The sequence below is a fragment of the Synechococcus sp. CBW1107 genome (assembly GCF_015841355.1).
Taxonomy (GTDB): Bacteria; Cyanobacteriota; Cyanobacteriia; order PCC-6307; family Cyanobiaceae; genus Regnicoccus_A.
This window is the reverse complement of sequence record NZ_CP064908.1, coordinates 385,599-399,707: the sequence shown is the minus strand read 5'-3', so window position 1 is coordinate 399,707 and position 14,109 is coordinate 385,599. Positions and strand designations below refer to the sequence as shown.

Here is a 14,109-nt window from a genome sequence, read left to right as displayed (position 1 = left end):
TTCAGAGGTGGGGATTAGCCATCGATTTCGATCTCGAAGGGTGAGGAATCCAGCTGAACGCTGGCCTCATCCACGCCCACATCAAAGCGACGGATCACCGCGCCGAGGGCGGTGATGAAATCGAGCCAGGCTCGCACCCATTCGGGCTGCTGGCTCTGGTCTTGTTGGTAAGCCGCCAGCAGCTGCCAATACGTGCCATCAACGCTGGCCAACGGGGTCAACAACAACTCTGCGACATCATTTCTCCAGAGCCGGATCGTGTTATCCCAGCTGCCAGAGGCGAGGCAGCGGCCATCCGCTGACCACGCCACTGAGCGCACGCTGGAATGGGCTTTGAGGGTGCAGGCACCGCTGGCCGGGTCCCACAAACGGATCGTCTTGTCAGAGCTGCCAGAGGCGAGGCAGCGGCCATCCGCTGACCACGCCACTGACCACACAGTTTCGGAATGGCCATTGAGGGTGCCGGTGCAGGCGCCGCTGGCCGGGTCCCACAAACGGATCGTCTTGTCAGAGCTGCCAGAGGCGAGGCAGCGGCCATCCGCTGACCACGCCACTGACCACACAGTTTCGGAATGGCCATTGAGGGTGCCGGTGCAGGCGCCGCTGGCCGGGTCCCACAAACGGATCGTCTTGTCAGAGCTGCCAGAGGCGAGGCAGCGGCCATCCGCTGACCACGCCACTGACCACACAGTTTCGGAATGGCCTTTGAGGGTGCCGGTGCAGGCGCCGCTGGCCGGGTCCCACAAACGGATCGTCTTGTCAGAGCTGCCAGAGGCGAGGCAGCGGCCATCCGCTGACCACGCCACTGAGTACACACTGTTCGAATGGCCTTTGAGGATGCTGGTGCAGGCGCCGCTGGCCGGGTCCCACAAACGAATCGTCTTGTCACCGCTGGCAGAGGCGAGGCAGCGGCCATCCGCTGACAACGCCACTGAGTACACCCTGTTCGAATGGCCTTCGAGGGTGCGGGTGCAGGCGCCGCTGGCCGGGTCCCACAAACGAATCGTCTTGTCACCGCTGGCAGAGGCGAGGCAGCGGCCATCCGCTGACAACGCCACTGAGTACACGTAGTTGGAATGGCCTTCAAGGGTGCGGGTGCACCGATCAGGCTGTAGTTCATCCACCTTTGCTGCTGGAAGGCTTTGGCTGAAAGCCAGCAGGGCCGCCACCACCGGCTCGTCTTGTTCCTCTGGTGGTGTTCCAGCTGCCATCGCCTGCAGCAGTGATCGGCTGTGGAGCGGTGGTGCTTTCATCGCCCACTGCAAGAGAGCTTGCCGATCGCCCGCTCGCCTCAGCACCTGCACTGTCGTGGTCCAGTCGTCGGTGTTAAAGGCTTCGAGAGGTTTCGCATACTCCATCGCCTGAAGCCATTCAGCACGGCCCGCCGCCGCCGCTGCTGCTGCCAGGCGTTTGCGCACTCCTGGACTGGCAGCGGTAAGGGCCTTGGCCAGTAGCGTGCCATCGAGATCCAGCTCCTCGTAGCGCTCCAGCTCACCGATCAACAGCAGGAACATGGCTCGCTCGGCGAGATCGGCGGGCGCATGTCCACTCTTGAGCAGCAGGCCGGCGAGCCCATCACCTGCCTCTCCAGTCTCCATCCACTGGGTGCAAAGTGCGTCGATGGTTAGTGAGAGGCGTAAGGATCCAAGCACCACCATCAAGTGGTCGCGGGTTTGCTCCTCAAGTGCTAATTCATGCTCCACCGCTTCAGCCAATGCCTTTACAGCTTTCCTTGAGCCATCAGTGGCCAACTTGCGAATCGCCCTCATCTGCTGCCATCGGATCGGCAGGCCTGGGCGCAAGCTCTCCCCCTTCAAGCGAGAGGAGTATTTCTCAAGTTGACTGGGTGTCAGTGTTGCGGGCATCAAGCCGACAGGAGATCAAGGATAGAGTGCTGGATTTGATGAATGATCCAGGGCCTTTTGCGGAAATGGCAAACAAGTTCTTGTCTAGCTCAGCATTGATGGAAGAAGCAGTCTGAGCCGAAGGTCAGGAAGATTGTTGGGGCAGTCACCAAGCACATTGTCCGGCGAAGTGGTTAGGTACAAAAAAGCGTAATCAGCACCGCGGGGAAGTGGCGCGTTCAGGCGCTCATTTTTTCAGCATCAACCAATCCTTCTGTCTGAAGCTGGTCAGGCACCATGATGGTACGGGGTCTGACTGACCGCCACACATCCGGCGATACCGTAACGCGACAGCCGGCTGCTGCGCTCGCTGAAGTCGTGGCCTTGGAGGCAGCCGAAGGCGAGAGAAACAGGGCTGTTTCCAGCGGCGCTGCACGCCACCACGGGGGATCCACCTGATGGCGCAGGCCATCCAGGCTGACCGCATAACCCTGGAGGCTGCTGACCAACACGGCAATGGCGACCACCACCAGCAGCCGATCGATCCGCTGCGGTTTGCGTAGACCGCTGCTCTCCCAGGGCTGATTTAAATTGTGCCGCGGTCACTCTGGGCTGGGTTGCCCAAATGGTGTTTGCTCGGTGGTATCTCCTCCTCCCTGTGCCCGAAGGGCCTCTGCCGCAACTGAGCTTGATCTGATCAGTTACCTGTTGGAGATACCAGATGACCGCATGCCGCCTGGGGGCAGCATTCCGGCCTGGTACCTGCTGCCGGTGGCGGGCAGGCTCAAGTACTGACGCAGGCGCTCAGGCGTCGTCCCCTCGTAAGAAGCGTAAGAAGCTAAGATCCCAGTTGCTGCAATGGATTTGGCGTCTCTTACGCTCTTACTCCCTGGGAGGCGCACCAGTGTGCTCGGTTCAGAGCAGCGCCCTCGAGCGCTCCGCCCCCGCAGTCGCGGGCATGAGCTCAGCCGCAGTGACCTGACCCACCCATCCCGGCCGCGGCGAGGGGAAATGAAGCACGCGAGCGCAAGGGTGCGGGAGCGGCTCCGATGGTCTTGGTGTTCAGCGGCAGCAGCAGGTTGCGATCGTTCTCCCGCACTCGCCTTGCCCTTGCGCCGCGTGACACCCTGAAACCCCGCTGCCGGGTGGGAAGCCGAGACTCCTGCCAGTGGCATCACTGTGGGGATGGGTCAGACCGTGCGGACTGCTTGCCAGCCTCAGGAGGGTCTGTGAATCCTGCTTCAGTCGTTAAATTCTTTTTCCCGTTTTGAGAGGAATGCATGGGACGTTCAAACAGCAGTCCTGATCTCGTCCTTGACCTGATGCCCTGCTCAACAGGATCAGCAGCCCTTGCCCCAACTTGCCGATATCTCCATCTACTCCCTTTCGTGGCCTGCCGAATTTACTGACCCACCCGCATCCAGAACTTGGCCAGCCGCTTCCTCATGGAACGCCGTGCAGGCTCCTCGACGGCTTCACTGCCCGTTGCCCCTTCCTTGGTGCACTCGTCAGCTTCAACCAACTCCTCCACGGGGCACTCACCATTCGTTCCCTCGGGAGCCTGGAGAGCAACCACGTCGTCGGGTTGCAGCACCAGACCCACGTCCATCAGGAATCGCTCAACGAGTTGCTGCGCTGAGGCCAACTGGTTCTTCCCCAGCATGACCGCAACAGCACCAGCAGGATCGCTGCTCACCACCCGCAGCTCCGAGAACTCCAGCAGCAGCCAGTCCCAGTTCAGGGCCGGATACCTGCGCTCGTAGTGACTGGTGACCACATGGACGTGGCTGGGATCGATGGCGCCCTGAAACCAGCTCAGCGTGATCGTCTGGCCAGCTTGAGTAGCGAACTCTGCAACGGGTTCAGTCCCTGCTGATTCACCGCTCAGGGCAGGCTCAGGGTCATGGCCCTGTTGCACAGAGCTCACTTCCTTCCCAGTCACCATCACAGCTTCATCACCCTGCTTCAGACCGGATGGGGTACCTGCGGTTAGCTTCGGCTTGAGAACCTCATGGGAATCCACCAGCAGGAATCTCGGGTAGTCCTTCACGTAGTTGGCCAGGTCAGCAAACATCGGTGCTGACCACTGCGGGGAGCGGCAGCTCTGCTGAGCCCGCGTCAAAGCGACATAGCGCAGGTTGAGCTCCTCCTCTGGCAGCACCACCCCGCCTCTATAGCCCTGCTCATCCCAGAGAGCAGGCGCCTGCTGGGGGCCGTACTCCCAGTTCTTGAGGTCAGTGGGGGCTCCATGCAGGAGGTCGTGGCCATGGAAGTCATCAGCCAGGGTCACGCTGCCGAATTCCAGGCCCTTGGACTTGTGGGCTGTGGTCAGGGCCATCACGTCGGGCGTGATGGAACTGACGGCCATCCGCTTGATCCCAGCGATCTCCTCGGGAATGCCCTGCCAGTGGTCATGACGATCGATCAGATGGCACCAGGCCTTGATGTCGCGCACGTCTTGCGCTTCGGCGTAGCTGCACAGTTCCCCGTAGCCCTTGAAGGCAGCGATGAACGGATCACGGATCTGTGACTGCTCCCCACGCTTGAGGTGGCAGAGATCCAACAGCTGCTGGAGGCGGTACCCGTCGATTCCGCCGCACCAGTAGGTCTGCTTGCCCTGGTGGGCCAGTGCCAGGGCCTGCTTGTAGATCGCGGCATTGCCACGGGCAATGAACGCGCTGGTCTCAGGTGGTGATGTGCTGCGCAGACCCCTCAGCTGGCGAGGCTCCCCTTTCAAGGCCAGCAGGTGGTTGGCGGCCTCAGCGATGGCAGCACCAAAGCGGAAGCTGCCGGTCAGGGCCAGCTCGTCCCAGTGACCAGCGCTGGCAATGGCGTTGGTGGCATGGCGGAACTGATAGATCTGCTGGTGAGGATCCCCTACGAACACCCTGCTGCAGCTCTGATCTGCGAGGATCTTCAGCGTGACGGGATTGGTGTCCTGGGCTTCATCCAGCAGGATCACATCGAATCTGAGCTGGGGCCTCGAGAGCTGATACAGCTTCAGGTAGCCGTCATGCAGCATCGGCACGCAGGACGACGTGGGATCCACCATCAGTTCCCACAGCCGTGATGCAGCCTGCAGAGCCTGCCTGGGGTAGCGCTGGTGGTAACTGACCGCCCCGGTGAACTCAGCCAGATCGTTGCAGCCGCTGCAGAGGAAATGCTGCAGCACCTTGAGAGCACGATCAGCCAGCACCAGCTCCTTGTGGTTGCGCTGGTCCAGCCCAAGGGCAATTGCCGCCTGGTTGGCGCGGATGCTGCCCCGCAGCTGGTGCCGATAGCGATACCCCACAGCCCGGTAAGCCAGGGCGTGAATCGTGGAGCAGGTGACGTTGGTCGGGAAGCTCTCCCGGGCTTCTGCCGCCACCGTGCGATTGAACGCCAGATACAGCATTCGTTGCTGGGGTCGTTCCCGGGCATAGGCCCGCAGCGTGGTCGTCTTGCCCGTACCGGCAAAAGCCAGCACGCGCAATGAGTCAGAGCGAGAGTGAACAATCGCCTGTTGCTCCTCGCTCAAAGTCCCTCCGCCATCAGGCGGGTGGTGTGAAGTGGTCATGATGATTCTCCTTGAAAGTCATGTGGTTGTTGTTCAGGGTTTGCTCCATGGACACTTGCGCTGCTGCAAGGGCACAAGCAGCGGCCAGTGGCTGAACGCGTAACATTCAGCGGAGGTTGAAGGCGACTGCTGGTTCACCAGCCACCTCGGACAACGCCTTGGTCTCAACCAATGATTAAGTCAGTTGGGGGAGGCCCTAAGGCACCCTGAAACGAGAATCGGTCAATTTTCCAGCGCACGGAATTTTCCACATTCCAAAAATCAGTCCGACGTCATCTCAGCACGCATCTGTACGGCAAGAACACAAACAACTTTAATAGATAGATTATGCTGTCCTTGAAATATTCTTGAAGAAGCGCCTGGCAAGCAATGCGCGATCAAGCCATGCTTATAATGTCCCTGCCCTTGTATTATCTCAGAATTGTGTATACTGTGTTTAGGCGACTACAGGTTCCGCCGACATTTTCTTTGCCTGTTTTGATATGCTCTATCTACACATGACTTGACTCTCAATCCCAGCGGGCAATCCCGCTGGTCAAGCCGCTCTCGGTCTTCTCGCATCAAGACAAGGCCAGCCAACGAGGCTCATCAGCAATACCCTCTGAACAGCGCGAATCCCTCTTGGATAGCAGGGTCGCCAAGTACGTGGGCTAGATACTCAGCCCTCCGTGATCCGTCTCGGTTGCTTTGCGCTGCATTGGCAGATCCAGTCTGCCGCTATATGCATCTATAGGTAGCGAGCCAACGGCGAGCGGGGGTGCGTAAAGGGCAAGAGTAGATAGCAGTAGCCACGAGGAGTCGTTGCTATTCACTAGCAAGGAAAGAAATGTAATGAGGGCACTAGATATTTATCAAAATAGATTTGTTTTCTCCATGCGCTAGCATGGAGAATGAGGATACGAGCATCCTTCTCTCTTCGCTTGCTCAGTATCTATACTCTTTTCTTTGTATATAGATAAATTTTCTGCATATTCACAATGATCCCCAATAGCACTAGCTTCCAGCGGCCGCCGCGCTGCACTCCCAACCAAGAGCAGGTCCAGCTGCGGCAGTTCCTTGAGGAGCAGCTCAGGGGTGGCTTCGAACCCAAGTACATGGTGAGCTATCACCCCCGCTCCCCTGAGGAGACTGGCTGGCACGGCAAGGGCCAGTCCGCTGCATATTCAGCGTCGAGTAGGCGTCGACCAACCACCAGCGCCTGGAATCAGGTGGGCTCCTACAACTACTACAAGCGCCGCCGGAGCGACATCGACAGCATGTCGACCGACAACCAGCACATGCGGAGCCTGATCATCCGTCGGCACTACGGCATCCAGCGCCTCAACCAGGCGTGGCGCTCCGCACCACCACCGATGCTGTTCTTCGTTGAGGAGGGCAAGGATGTTCAGCTGCATGGTCACCTGCTCCTTCCTAAGCCCCTGGGGAAGTACGACTCCGTGGAGTGCATGACCGCTGAGTGGAAGCTCTACATGACCAAGCACGCCAAGTGCCTCTCCAGGCAGCGCCCGCCCCATGTCTGCTCCGTAACGGATGCCGTAGGTCTGATCGGGTACCTCACGAAGGAAACCTCCTCTCAGCGCATGGCTTTGGACGTGATGGCCTCAAACTTCGTCAGTCCGTCGTTTTGACTGGATCCCTTTCGCTGGTGCCCTCTGTGCCGTAGCGCCTGGAAGGCAGTGGCCCCACTCAGCCCAGTGAAGTCACTCCAGGCAGACCTTCCCGCATTCGTAGCTGCTGAGCAACTAGGCGGCCTCCAGTAACCCCTATCGGCTTTTAATACACGCTTTATAAAAAAATCCTGGGCTGGGTATTGTTTCCTCCCGCCGCCCCAGGATCCACGAGATATGCCTTCGATAGTGTATAGTTGATATGTCAACTCTATTCCCGTTCTTTATAAATCCTATGAAAAATTCTGCAAAGACCTCCAGCCCCACGCTGCAGGACACGCCCTCCGATCTTTATAGACTGTACAAGCAAGCCGAAACGCCAGTAGATCAGGAGGCCTTCGTCCTTGTTGCCTTGACCGCGCTTCGTGCCGTCAAAAGCAAGAAGAACAGACCGCATGACCTGGAGCTGGCCTCCGCGCTGATTGTTGGCGATGCACTCCGCAAGCTCAGGGCCCTCTCAGGAACTGAGGCCTACAAGGGCTTCCTTGAAAAGCACAAGATCACGACAACCGATGCCTCGACTTTCATACGTCTGTCTGAAGATGCTGGAGTGATCGAGGGGCTGGACGTGAGCGGCTGCACTCTGCCGGGAGTGATCGCCAGGCTGGCCGAGCTCAAGCAAAAGGAATCCGAGGATGCCCTGCCCTTCGCGCAGCAGCTCATGGGTAATAGCGTCAGCCCTCCGCAGCAACCCACGGGGCGGATTCGTGAACGAGGTACATATGAACGCGATGACGATGATGAAGTTGTCGAAGCGTTCAGGGCAGCTCAAAGGTATGGGTATCCGATCTGAACGCTCAGATTCAGCGGCAGGCTGCAAAGTGGACTGTCCGCTGCAACCAGTTGTTCGCCAGGTGCTGGAGCTGCTGCTGGAGATTCTGGACCGCACCAGCCCCGATGGGGTGCTCTGAGTGAACCCTGCTGTACCGAATCCTCTGGCAAGCGGACTTCCTGTGAGAGGCGCTCCCTGGGTTCTGATGACTGCTCCCCCATCTAGACGGCAGGGAGATGGCAGGCCGAGTGCTCTGGATCCTTCCCCAGAAGTCTCAATGCACTCCGCCATCACCAGGGTTGACAGCTCCAGGGCGGAAAGAGTCCGACCTCCGCAGGGCCGAGAAGGCAACAGCAGTGATGGTACTGCTTTTTGCCGTACCATGGAAATCGTGGAGCGTGGGGCCCATGTCCGCTACCGAACGCCTCGATCTCAAGCTATCCAGCAGCGACAAGCAGCTGTTCGTAATGGCTGCCGCTCTAGAGGGCATCTCTGTGGCCGCTTTCGTCAGGTCCGCCGCCAAGCAGAGGGCAACAGAGGCCATCCAACGTGATAGAGCGGTGTCCCTCTCAACCCGCGACTACGAAGCCTTCCACACTGCTCTGGCCCAGCCGTTTCGCCCTAACGAGGCCTTGCAGGAGTCCATGAGAGAGGTTCAGGCCCGGGTCAAGCGTGTTTGAAGAGCACCTGCTTGACCCCAAGCGCCACAACCGCTCCGCCTTCGACAGTGGCGAGCCTGCCCTGAACCGCTTCCTCCAGCAGAACGCCCACCAGAACATGCGACGGGGCATCAGTCAGACCTTTGTTCTGGTGCCGGAGTCCGATCCCAGCTCCATTGCCGGCTACTACACCCTGGCTCCGGCCGAAGTCAGTCTGGCCAGCCTCCAGCCCCAGGACGCCCGCCCTCTGCCGCCCTATCCGATCCCCTGCTTCCGCATGGGTCGACTGGCCCGGGATCTGCGCTGGCGCGGTGAGGGGATTGGCGTACTGCTGGTCGGCCTTGCTGTTGAGCGCTGTCTGCTGGTTCGTCAGTCTGTGGGCGGCTACGCCCTGATCGTCGATGCCAAAGGCGAAGCCGCAAAGAGCTTCTACCTCCATTACGGCTTTCAGCCCTACCTCGACGCCCCCCTCAGCCTCTACCTCCCGCTTGGAGGCCAGCCAGGCCCGTCCTGATCCCTGATGTCGCCGACGCATGCGGAAGTTGAAGGGTTCCTTGAGTGCGAATAGGGAAGTTTGCCCGCCCTTCAGGAGCATCAGCGCCGACCCCCGCCATGACAAGATCTCAGGAAGAGACCTGAGCGGGACTAGTGAGGTCTGTCAGCGATCTGTCAGTCGGCCGGCATGCCCCCGTTGCGCCAATGGATTTGCCTGATTTGCAACCGGCTTTTAACCGATTGGTCCTGAGTTCGAATCTCAGGCGACCCATAGTTCACTGATCCGCTCGGCCGTTGTGGCGGGTCTGATCCAGGCGGAGCGATCAGCTGGTCATGGATTGAGGTTCTCCAGTGCGTCGAGCCCCTTGCGCAATAGCTTTTCAGACTGCTCACGCAGCCGTTGCTGATCTGTTTTGCGGACGCAATCCTTGGTCAGGTAGTTGATGTTTCGTGTGGCTGGGTGATAGCCCACTGAGCGCAGTCTGCAGAGTTCGCGCCCAGGCTGGCCGGCTTCTCTCCGGAGCACGTCTCCCTCCAGGCATCGATAGCCACTCGACCCATCACGCCGGCACAGAGCCAGGTTGCGGAAGACCACATCCTTGCCCAGGGCTTTCATGCGGCTGTTGGCAAAGCTGGTGAAGGACACGGGGTCGTAGCTGAAGGGCGCGGCCATGGCGCGGACTCCCAGCAGAAGCCCTGCCAGTCCCAGAGACGAAGCCGTGATCCAGCGGAACCCTTGCCGCGCGATTGCTGGGCTCCCCATGACTGCATGCTCGCTGGAATCTCAACGGTACAGTCGCTGGCTGGATCCATCCCATGGCGCATGGCTGAACCCCTGGCTCAATCGGCCTCCTTGGATGACACCGTGCCGCAACCGCCCGACTGCAGCCACGACGACTGGCGATGGATCCGTGATGCTCTGCGCTATCTGGGCAGGGATCTGCACCGGCGTTCCTATGCCGTCGATTCCCAGCGGCGGGAATTGCTCTGGGCCGAGATGGACGCCTGCCTGCTGCTGGCGGAGCGGATTGGGGCCTCCCTGCCAGATCCAGAACTCTGATCAGCATGATCTTCAGAATCTAGATCCTATGGCTTCATTCAATAATGATGATGAGCTTTTGCCACGGTTCTAGCTCATCTTGCAAGTAACCTACCTTAAGCCTTGATCATCTTCGCGGTTCCTGAGGCCCCTGGTAGGGGATTAAGCCATTGTTCGGCTCCGGATGGTCATGGCTTGTGGGCCCGCCTTTCCTGGTGGCATCTCTGGCGGGGCTCACGCTTTCGATCCCGTATCAGCGGTTGATCTTCTTTGTCAGATAATGCCAGATATCTCCCGCTTGAGTTGTGTCGTCCGACAGAAGGGGCACTTTTTTGTAATATCGGTCGCCATAGTATTCGTGGTGATGCCTTCGGAGGCCTCACCTCTGCCGTGATCGAGAACGCCGTGCAGGACGCGATCGAGGTGGGTCCCAGCGTCGATGCGGTGGTCACGCCGGGGTGAGCCTGCATCAGGCCCTGCCCCACGGCGTGGCCGTATCAGACGTAGCCGAGCCGAGGGGCTCAGACAGAGCCGAAGGCCACCTGACAGGCTGCATTGAGCAGCTCTGCTTCGGCGGAGCTGCTCGGTTCACGGCCATCCAGCAGGCCCCGGTTGCAATCGGCCGAGAGCTGGTAGGTGCTGCCATCGGCGGTGACGGCGAAGCTGACCCCCTGGGAGCCGGAGGGTTGTACCGAGCCGTAGAGCAGCTGGTAATCGGTGTTGGGAACCACGATGTAGGTGCTGTTACTGCTCAGGGCGTTGTCGACAGCGTTGTTGATGACGGCTGCCGTAGCCAGGGAGGCCACCCCCCATGTCGCGGCTCTTGCCCCCCACCATCCCCAGGTGGGAGAGGACCAGCCGCCGTACCAGCCCGCATTCCAAGGCCGTGCCACACCCCAGCCCGGACGAGCCCAGCCGGCGTTCACATTGACATTGTTGATGTTGACACGCCGATTCGTGTCCCAGTTCACGTTTCGGTTGACATTCCGGTTGATATCGCGGTTGATGTTCCGGTTGACATCGCGATTCACAGTCCGGTTGACATCGCGATTGATGTTCCGGTTGACATCGCGGTTGATGGATCTGTTGCTGTCCAGGTTGAGATTCCGGTTGCCGCCACGATTGATGTCACCACGGCCGAGGGAGTTCGAGCCGGATGGCCGCTGGATCGATGGCCGCGCCGAGGGTGACGACACCCTGTTGCTCCAGCCGCCGCTGGGGCGGCTGTTGCCGCGGTTCAGGCTGCCGCCGCCTCCGCTCAGGCCTGTGCGGGCTCGGCTCCCGCCTCCACGATTTCCGCCGCTGCCACGACTTCCCCCGCCTCCACCACGGCTTCCGCCACCTCCACGGCCACCTCCACCCCCCCGGGCGATCAATTCAGGATTGGACGCTCCCTGGCTGACCCCAAGGGGGTTGTCCAGCGCCAGCGCCGCACTGGTCGGGACGCTGAGCACCCCAGAGAGCAACAGGCTTAAACCAGCGATTCCTTTCATTTGCGCACCACATCGCAGCCGTCGTCGTAGCAGCTGGCATCAACACGTCCGTCTTTGCCGAAGTGGACCATCACCAGATCCCGGTCCTTCATCACATCGGCGCGTTCCTGCAGGACACTGTTGAGATAGTTGGGATTGACCACACACAGATCCTTGCCGTTGAAGCAGACCGTGTTGGTGGAGAAGCGGGCTTCGGCTCGCATCAGGCTGACCCATGACTTGGAGTCTTTCGACCAGAGATCCATGCGTACGGGTTGATCCCTCACCCGGACCGTCAGAACGTCACCACCGATCTTGTGGCGGTAGAGAGTGGACTCGCCTTCATTGATCGCTTGCACGATGCAGGCTCTGGAGGGCTCGCCCTTGAGGCTGCACTGGGTGGTCAGGGTGTAGAGAACTTCGCTTTTCCCCTCGCCGGCGCCCAGAATCAACGTGGTGGTGACCACTGCCGTGGCGAGGCCGCCGCGCAACAGGCCGCGCAGCAGATGTTGACGTAATGACATGGAGCGGAAGTGCCTTCTTTTTTCAAGCTACCAGCGGGTTATCCCGCAGGCCCCATGGAACTCCCACGCGCCTTCATAAATATTGTGATCGGTGACATGGACCTCGGAAGCTGAAGTCCATGGCTGATCTCCGGCATTCAGCCCAGGGGCGGTCTGTTTCCTCCGTGGCCCGCCACCAGGTAACCGCTGAGGGCCAGCAACAGCACGCTGAGGCAGAAGAAGGCCAGGGAGGTTCCATCGGTGATCGGCCGCGGTCTGTGCTGACAGTCCTCCTACGATTCGGCCATGCCCGAATCCCAGCCCCTCCCTGAGCTCACCCATCTCCCTCAGGACTGCAGTCAACCGGGCAGCAGCAGCTCCCGCCGCCTGGAGGAGCCAGGGGCCTCGGGTCAATGCAAGCGCTATCTCGCCTCCCTCGATGACGCCAAGGAAGCGGGCTGAGCGACGCCAGAGCGGGCGCCTCAGCCTCCCTGCAGCGGCGAGCTGAAGAATCCGAGCGACTTCAGCCATAGCCCCAGCAGCAGCAGCGGCAGAAACACCGCACCAGCGATCTGGAGTTTCACGGTGGTGGCGGACCGTTCCTTGGGGGCCATGGCTGCGGCGAAGCCGGGAGAGGAGCCGCCATCCTGGATCAGCTGCTGATGCTGAGCCTGGATGTCCCTGTCCGCCCCAGCCGAGTCTCCGGCCCTGCCGCCGTTGCCGCCGCAGCGGCTGGCGGTGGTGGGCCACGTCGAGTGGGTCAGCTTCGTCGTGGTGGAGAGCCTGCCGTCGGCCGGTCAGATTCAGCATGCTCTCGAGATGCTGGAGCAACCCGCCGGCGGCGGCGCCGTGGTGGCCGCCCAGTTCACCCGGCTCACGAATCAACCGGTGGCTTTCTTCACGGCCCTGGGCCGTGATGCTCTCGGCGAGCGGGCTGCCGCTGAGCTGCGGGCCATGGGGCTGGAGCTCCATGTGGCCTGGCGGGAGGCCCCAACCCGCCGCGCGATCACCTTCGTGGAGGCCAGCGGGGAGCGCACCATCACCGTGATCGGCGAGCGGCTCGCACCCGCCGCCAGCGATCCGCTGCCCTGGGCGGAGCTGGCGGCCTGCGATGGCGTGTTCGTGACCGCCGCCGATGCGGCCGCCCTGCGGCTGGCTCGGCGGGCGAGGCTGCTGGCGGCCACCCCCCGGGTGCGCCTGCCGGTGCTGCAGGCGGCTGGCGTGGAGCTCGACGCCCTGATCGGCAGTGCCCGGGATCCCGGCGAGCGCTATCGGGCCGGCGATCTCTGCCCGGCGCCTCACCTTTATGTGGCCACGGAAGCCGAGCAAGGGGGCTTCACGGTGCCCGGAGGTCGCTTCAGCGCGATCGAACGCAGCCATCCCCCGGTGGATGCCTACGGCGCCGGCGACAGTTTTGCCGCGGGGTTCACGGCGGCTCTGGCTGCCGGCTGGGACCGCTCCGGCGCCCTGGCGCTGGCCTGCCGCTGCGGGGCCGCTGCGCTCGATGCCCGCGGGGCCTATGCCTCCCAGTGGAGCGCGGCCTTCACTGGAGCACCTCCAGATCGCGGACGCCGCTCTGATCCAGCAGCGCCGCGAGGGTGAGCAGGTCGCTGCTGCGGATCAGGCCGATGCAGCCATCGGTGCCACTCTCGGCGCCCAGGCCGGCACTGGGATCGTGATGGATGCCCAGGGCGCGCCGAGCCGTCGGGAACTGGGGCTCCAGCCCGATCCAGAGCACCCGTCCCAGTTCCACGGGATCCTCCGGTCTGATGGCGCTGATGTCGGTGAGTCGATAGCGCCCCGCCGGCAGGGGGGCCTGGCTGCCCAGTCGGTGACGGTCGGCCTCCTGACGCGAGGCCCGTCCCACCAAGGCCTCGAAGCTGAGGGTCTTCTGGCCGGGAACCGTCAGCTGCAGCTGCCAGACCGGATCCCCGGTGGCGGGCAGGGTGCGTGGGCTGCGCCGGAGGCTCAAGGCGGGTCCGGTCTGGGCGCCGGCGTCCTCGACGGCCATCAGGGCGATCGCCGCGGCGAAGGTCCAGGCACAAGCCCGGGCCATGGGCCCCGGGGGCCAGCGGCCTGTTTCAGCTTGGAGTCCTCTCCCC

Annotated in this window: 16 protein-coding genes; 8 read left to right on the top strand and 8 right to left on the bottom strand. The window is 61.5% G+C overall.

Features of this window, described 5'->3' with window-relative positions; genetic code table 11:
* Positions 1-14 precede the first annotated feature (14 nt).
* The 3 genes from I1E95_RS02090 to I1E95_RS02080 all read right to left on the bottom strand — a co-directional run bounded on the left by I1E95_RS02090 (position 15) and on the right by I1E95_RS02080 (position 5,310).
* Positions 15-1,598, bottom strand: coding sequence for a WD40 repeat domain-containing protein (locus I1E95_RS02090; protein WP_197165010.1), 1,584 nt, complete (start codon positions 1,596-1,598; stop codon positions 15-17).
* 485 nt (positions 1,599-2,083) lie between these two features.
* Positions 2,084-2,371: a hypothetical protein gene (locus I1E95_RS02085; protein ID WP_197165008.1), complete on the bottom strand. Its 288-nt coding sequence runs from the start codon at positions 2,369-2,371 to the stop codon at positions 2,084-2,086.
* 875 nt (positions 2,372-3,246) lie between these two features.
* Positions 3,247-5,310: a UvrD-helicase domain-containing protein gene (locus I1E95_RS02080; protein ID WP_197165006.1), complete on the bottom strand. Its 2,064-nt coding sequence runs from the start codon at positions 5,308-5,310 to the stop codon at positions 3,247-3,249.
* A 1,298-nt stretch (positions 5,311-6,608) separates the two neighbouring features.
* On the opposite strand from I1E95_RS02080, the gene I1E95_RS02075 reads away from it, so the two are divergent.
* From I1E95_RS02075 to I1E95_RS02060, 4 genes are all read left to right on the top strand, one after another.
* On the top strand, positions 6,609-7,028 hold the full coding sequence (locus I1E95_RS02075; protein ID WP_197165004.1) for a hypothetical protein: 420 nt from the start codon (positions 6,609-6,611) through the stop codon (positions 7,026-7,028).
* Positions 7,029-7,269: 241 nt separating this feature from the next.
* Positions 7,270-7,860 carry a hypothetical protein gene (locus I1E95_RS02070; protein WP_197165002.1) on the top strand — a complete coding sequence of 197 codons (591 nt, stop codon included), beginning with the start codon at positions 7,270-7,272 and terminating at the stop codon, positions 7,858-7,860.
* A 386-nt stretch (positions 7,861-8,246) separates the two neighbouring features.
* Positions 8,247-8,519: a DUF1778 domain-containing protein gene (locus tag I1E95_RS02065; RefSeq protein ID WP_197165000.1), complete on the top strand. Its 273-nt coding sequence runs from the start codon at positions 8,247-8,249 to the stop codon at positions 8,517-8,519.
* Positions 8,512-9,012, top strand: coding sequence for a GNAT family N-acetyltransferase (locus tag I1E95_RS02060; RefSeq protein ID WP_197164998.1), 501 nt, complete (start codon positions 8,512-8,514; stop codon positions 9,010-9,012). Before I1E95_RS02065 ends, I1E95_RS02060 begins: the two co-directional genes overlap by 8 nt.
* Positions 9,013-9,324: 312 nt before the next feature.
* On the opposite strand, the gene I1E95_RS02055 is transcribed toward I1E95_RS02060, so the two are convergent.
* Positions 9,325-9,756 carry a hypothetical protein gene (locus I1E95_RS02055; RefSeq protein WP_197164996.1) on the bottom strand — a complete coding sequence of 144 codons (432 nt, stop codon included), beginning with the start codon at positions 9,754-9,756 and terminating at the stop codon, positions 9,325-9,327.
* A 60-nt stretch (positions 9,757-9,816) separates the two neighbouring features.
* On the opposite strand from I1E95_RS02055, the gene I1E95_RS02050 reads away from it, so the two are divergent.
* Both I1E95_RS02050 and I1E95_RS02045 read left to right on the top strand, forming a co-directional pair.
* The gene (locus I1E95_RS02050) at positions 9,817-10,053 is read left to right on the top strand and encodes a hypothetical protein (RefSeq protein ID WP_197164994.1); all 237 of its coding nucleotides are present in this window, start codon (positions 9,817-9,819) and stop codon (positions 10,051-10,053) included.
* 282 nt (positions 10,054-10,335) lie between these two features.
* Positions 10,336-10,494, top strand: coding sequence for a hypothetical protein (locus I1E95_RS02045; protein WP_197164992.1), 159 nt, complete (start codon positions 10,336-10,338; stop codon positions 10,492-10,494).
* Between the two features lie 59 nt (positions 10,495-10,553).
* On the opposite strand, the gene I1E95_RS02040 is transcribed toward I1E95_RS02045, so the two are convergent.
* Both I1E95_RS02040 and I1E95_RS02035 read right to left on the bottom strand, forming a co-directional pair.
* A complete protein-coding gene (locus I1E95_RS02040; protein ID WP_197164990.1) occupies positions 10,554-10,838 on the bottom strand; it encodes a hypothetical protein in 285 nt (94 codons plus the stop codon).
* Positions 10,839-11,521: 683 nt separating this feature from the next.
* Positions 11,522-12,028: a hypothetical protein gene (locus tag I1E95_RS02035; protein ID WP_197164988.1), complete on the bottom strand. Its 507-nt coding sequence runs from the start codon at positions 12,026-12,028 to the stop codon at positions 11,522-11,524.
* A gap of 285 nt (positions 12,029-12,313) precedes the next feature.
* Here I1E95_RS02035 and I1E95_RS02030 point away from each other — a divergent pair, with 285 nt between their 5' ends.
* Positions 12,314-12,469 carry a hypothetical protein gene (locus I1E95_RS02030; protein ID WP_197164986.1) on the top strand — a complete coding sequence of 52 codons (156 nt, stop codon included), beginning with the start codon at positions 12,314-12,316 and terminating at the stop codon, positions 12,467-12,469.
* Positions 12,470-12,489: 20 nt separating this feature from the next.
* Here I1E95_RS02030 and I1E95_RS17105 read toward each other — a convergent pair whose 3' ends face one another.
* Positions 12,490-12,621, bottom strand: a complete 132-nt coding sequence (locus I1E95_RS17105) for a hypothetical protein (RefSeq protein ID WP_255518524.1) — start codon at positions 12,619-12,621, stop codon at positions 12,490-12,492.
* A gap of 61 nt (positions 12,622-12,682) precedes the next feature.
* On the opposite strand from I1E95_RS17105, the gene I1E95_RS02025 reads away from it, so the two are divergent.
* Complete coding sequence (locus I1E95_RS02025) at positions 12,683-13,609, top strand: PfkB family carbohydrate kinase (RefSeq protein WP_197164984.1); 927 nt, start codon at positions 12,683-12,685, stop codon at positions 13,607-13,609.
* Here the strand turns inward: I1E95_RS02025 and I1E95_RS02020 are convergent.
* A complete protein-coding gene (locus I1E95_RS02020; RefSeq protein WP_231594797.1) occupies positions 13,551-14,063 on the bottom strand; it encodes a L,D-transpeptidase in 513 nt (170 codons plus the stop codon). The two genes, I1E95_RS02025 and I1E95_RS02020, sit on opposite strands and share 59 nt — an antisense overlap.
* Positions 14,064-14,109 lie beyond the last annotated feature (46 nt).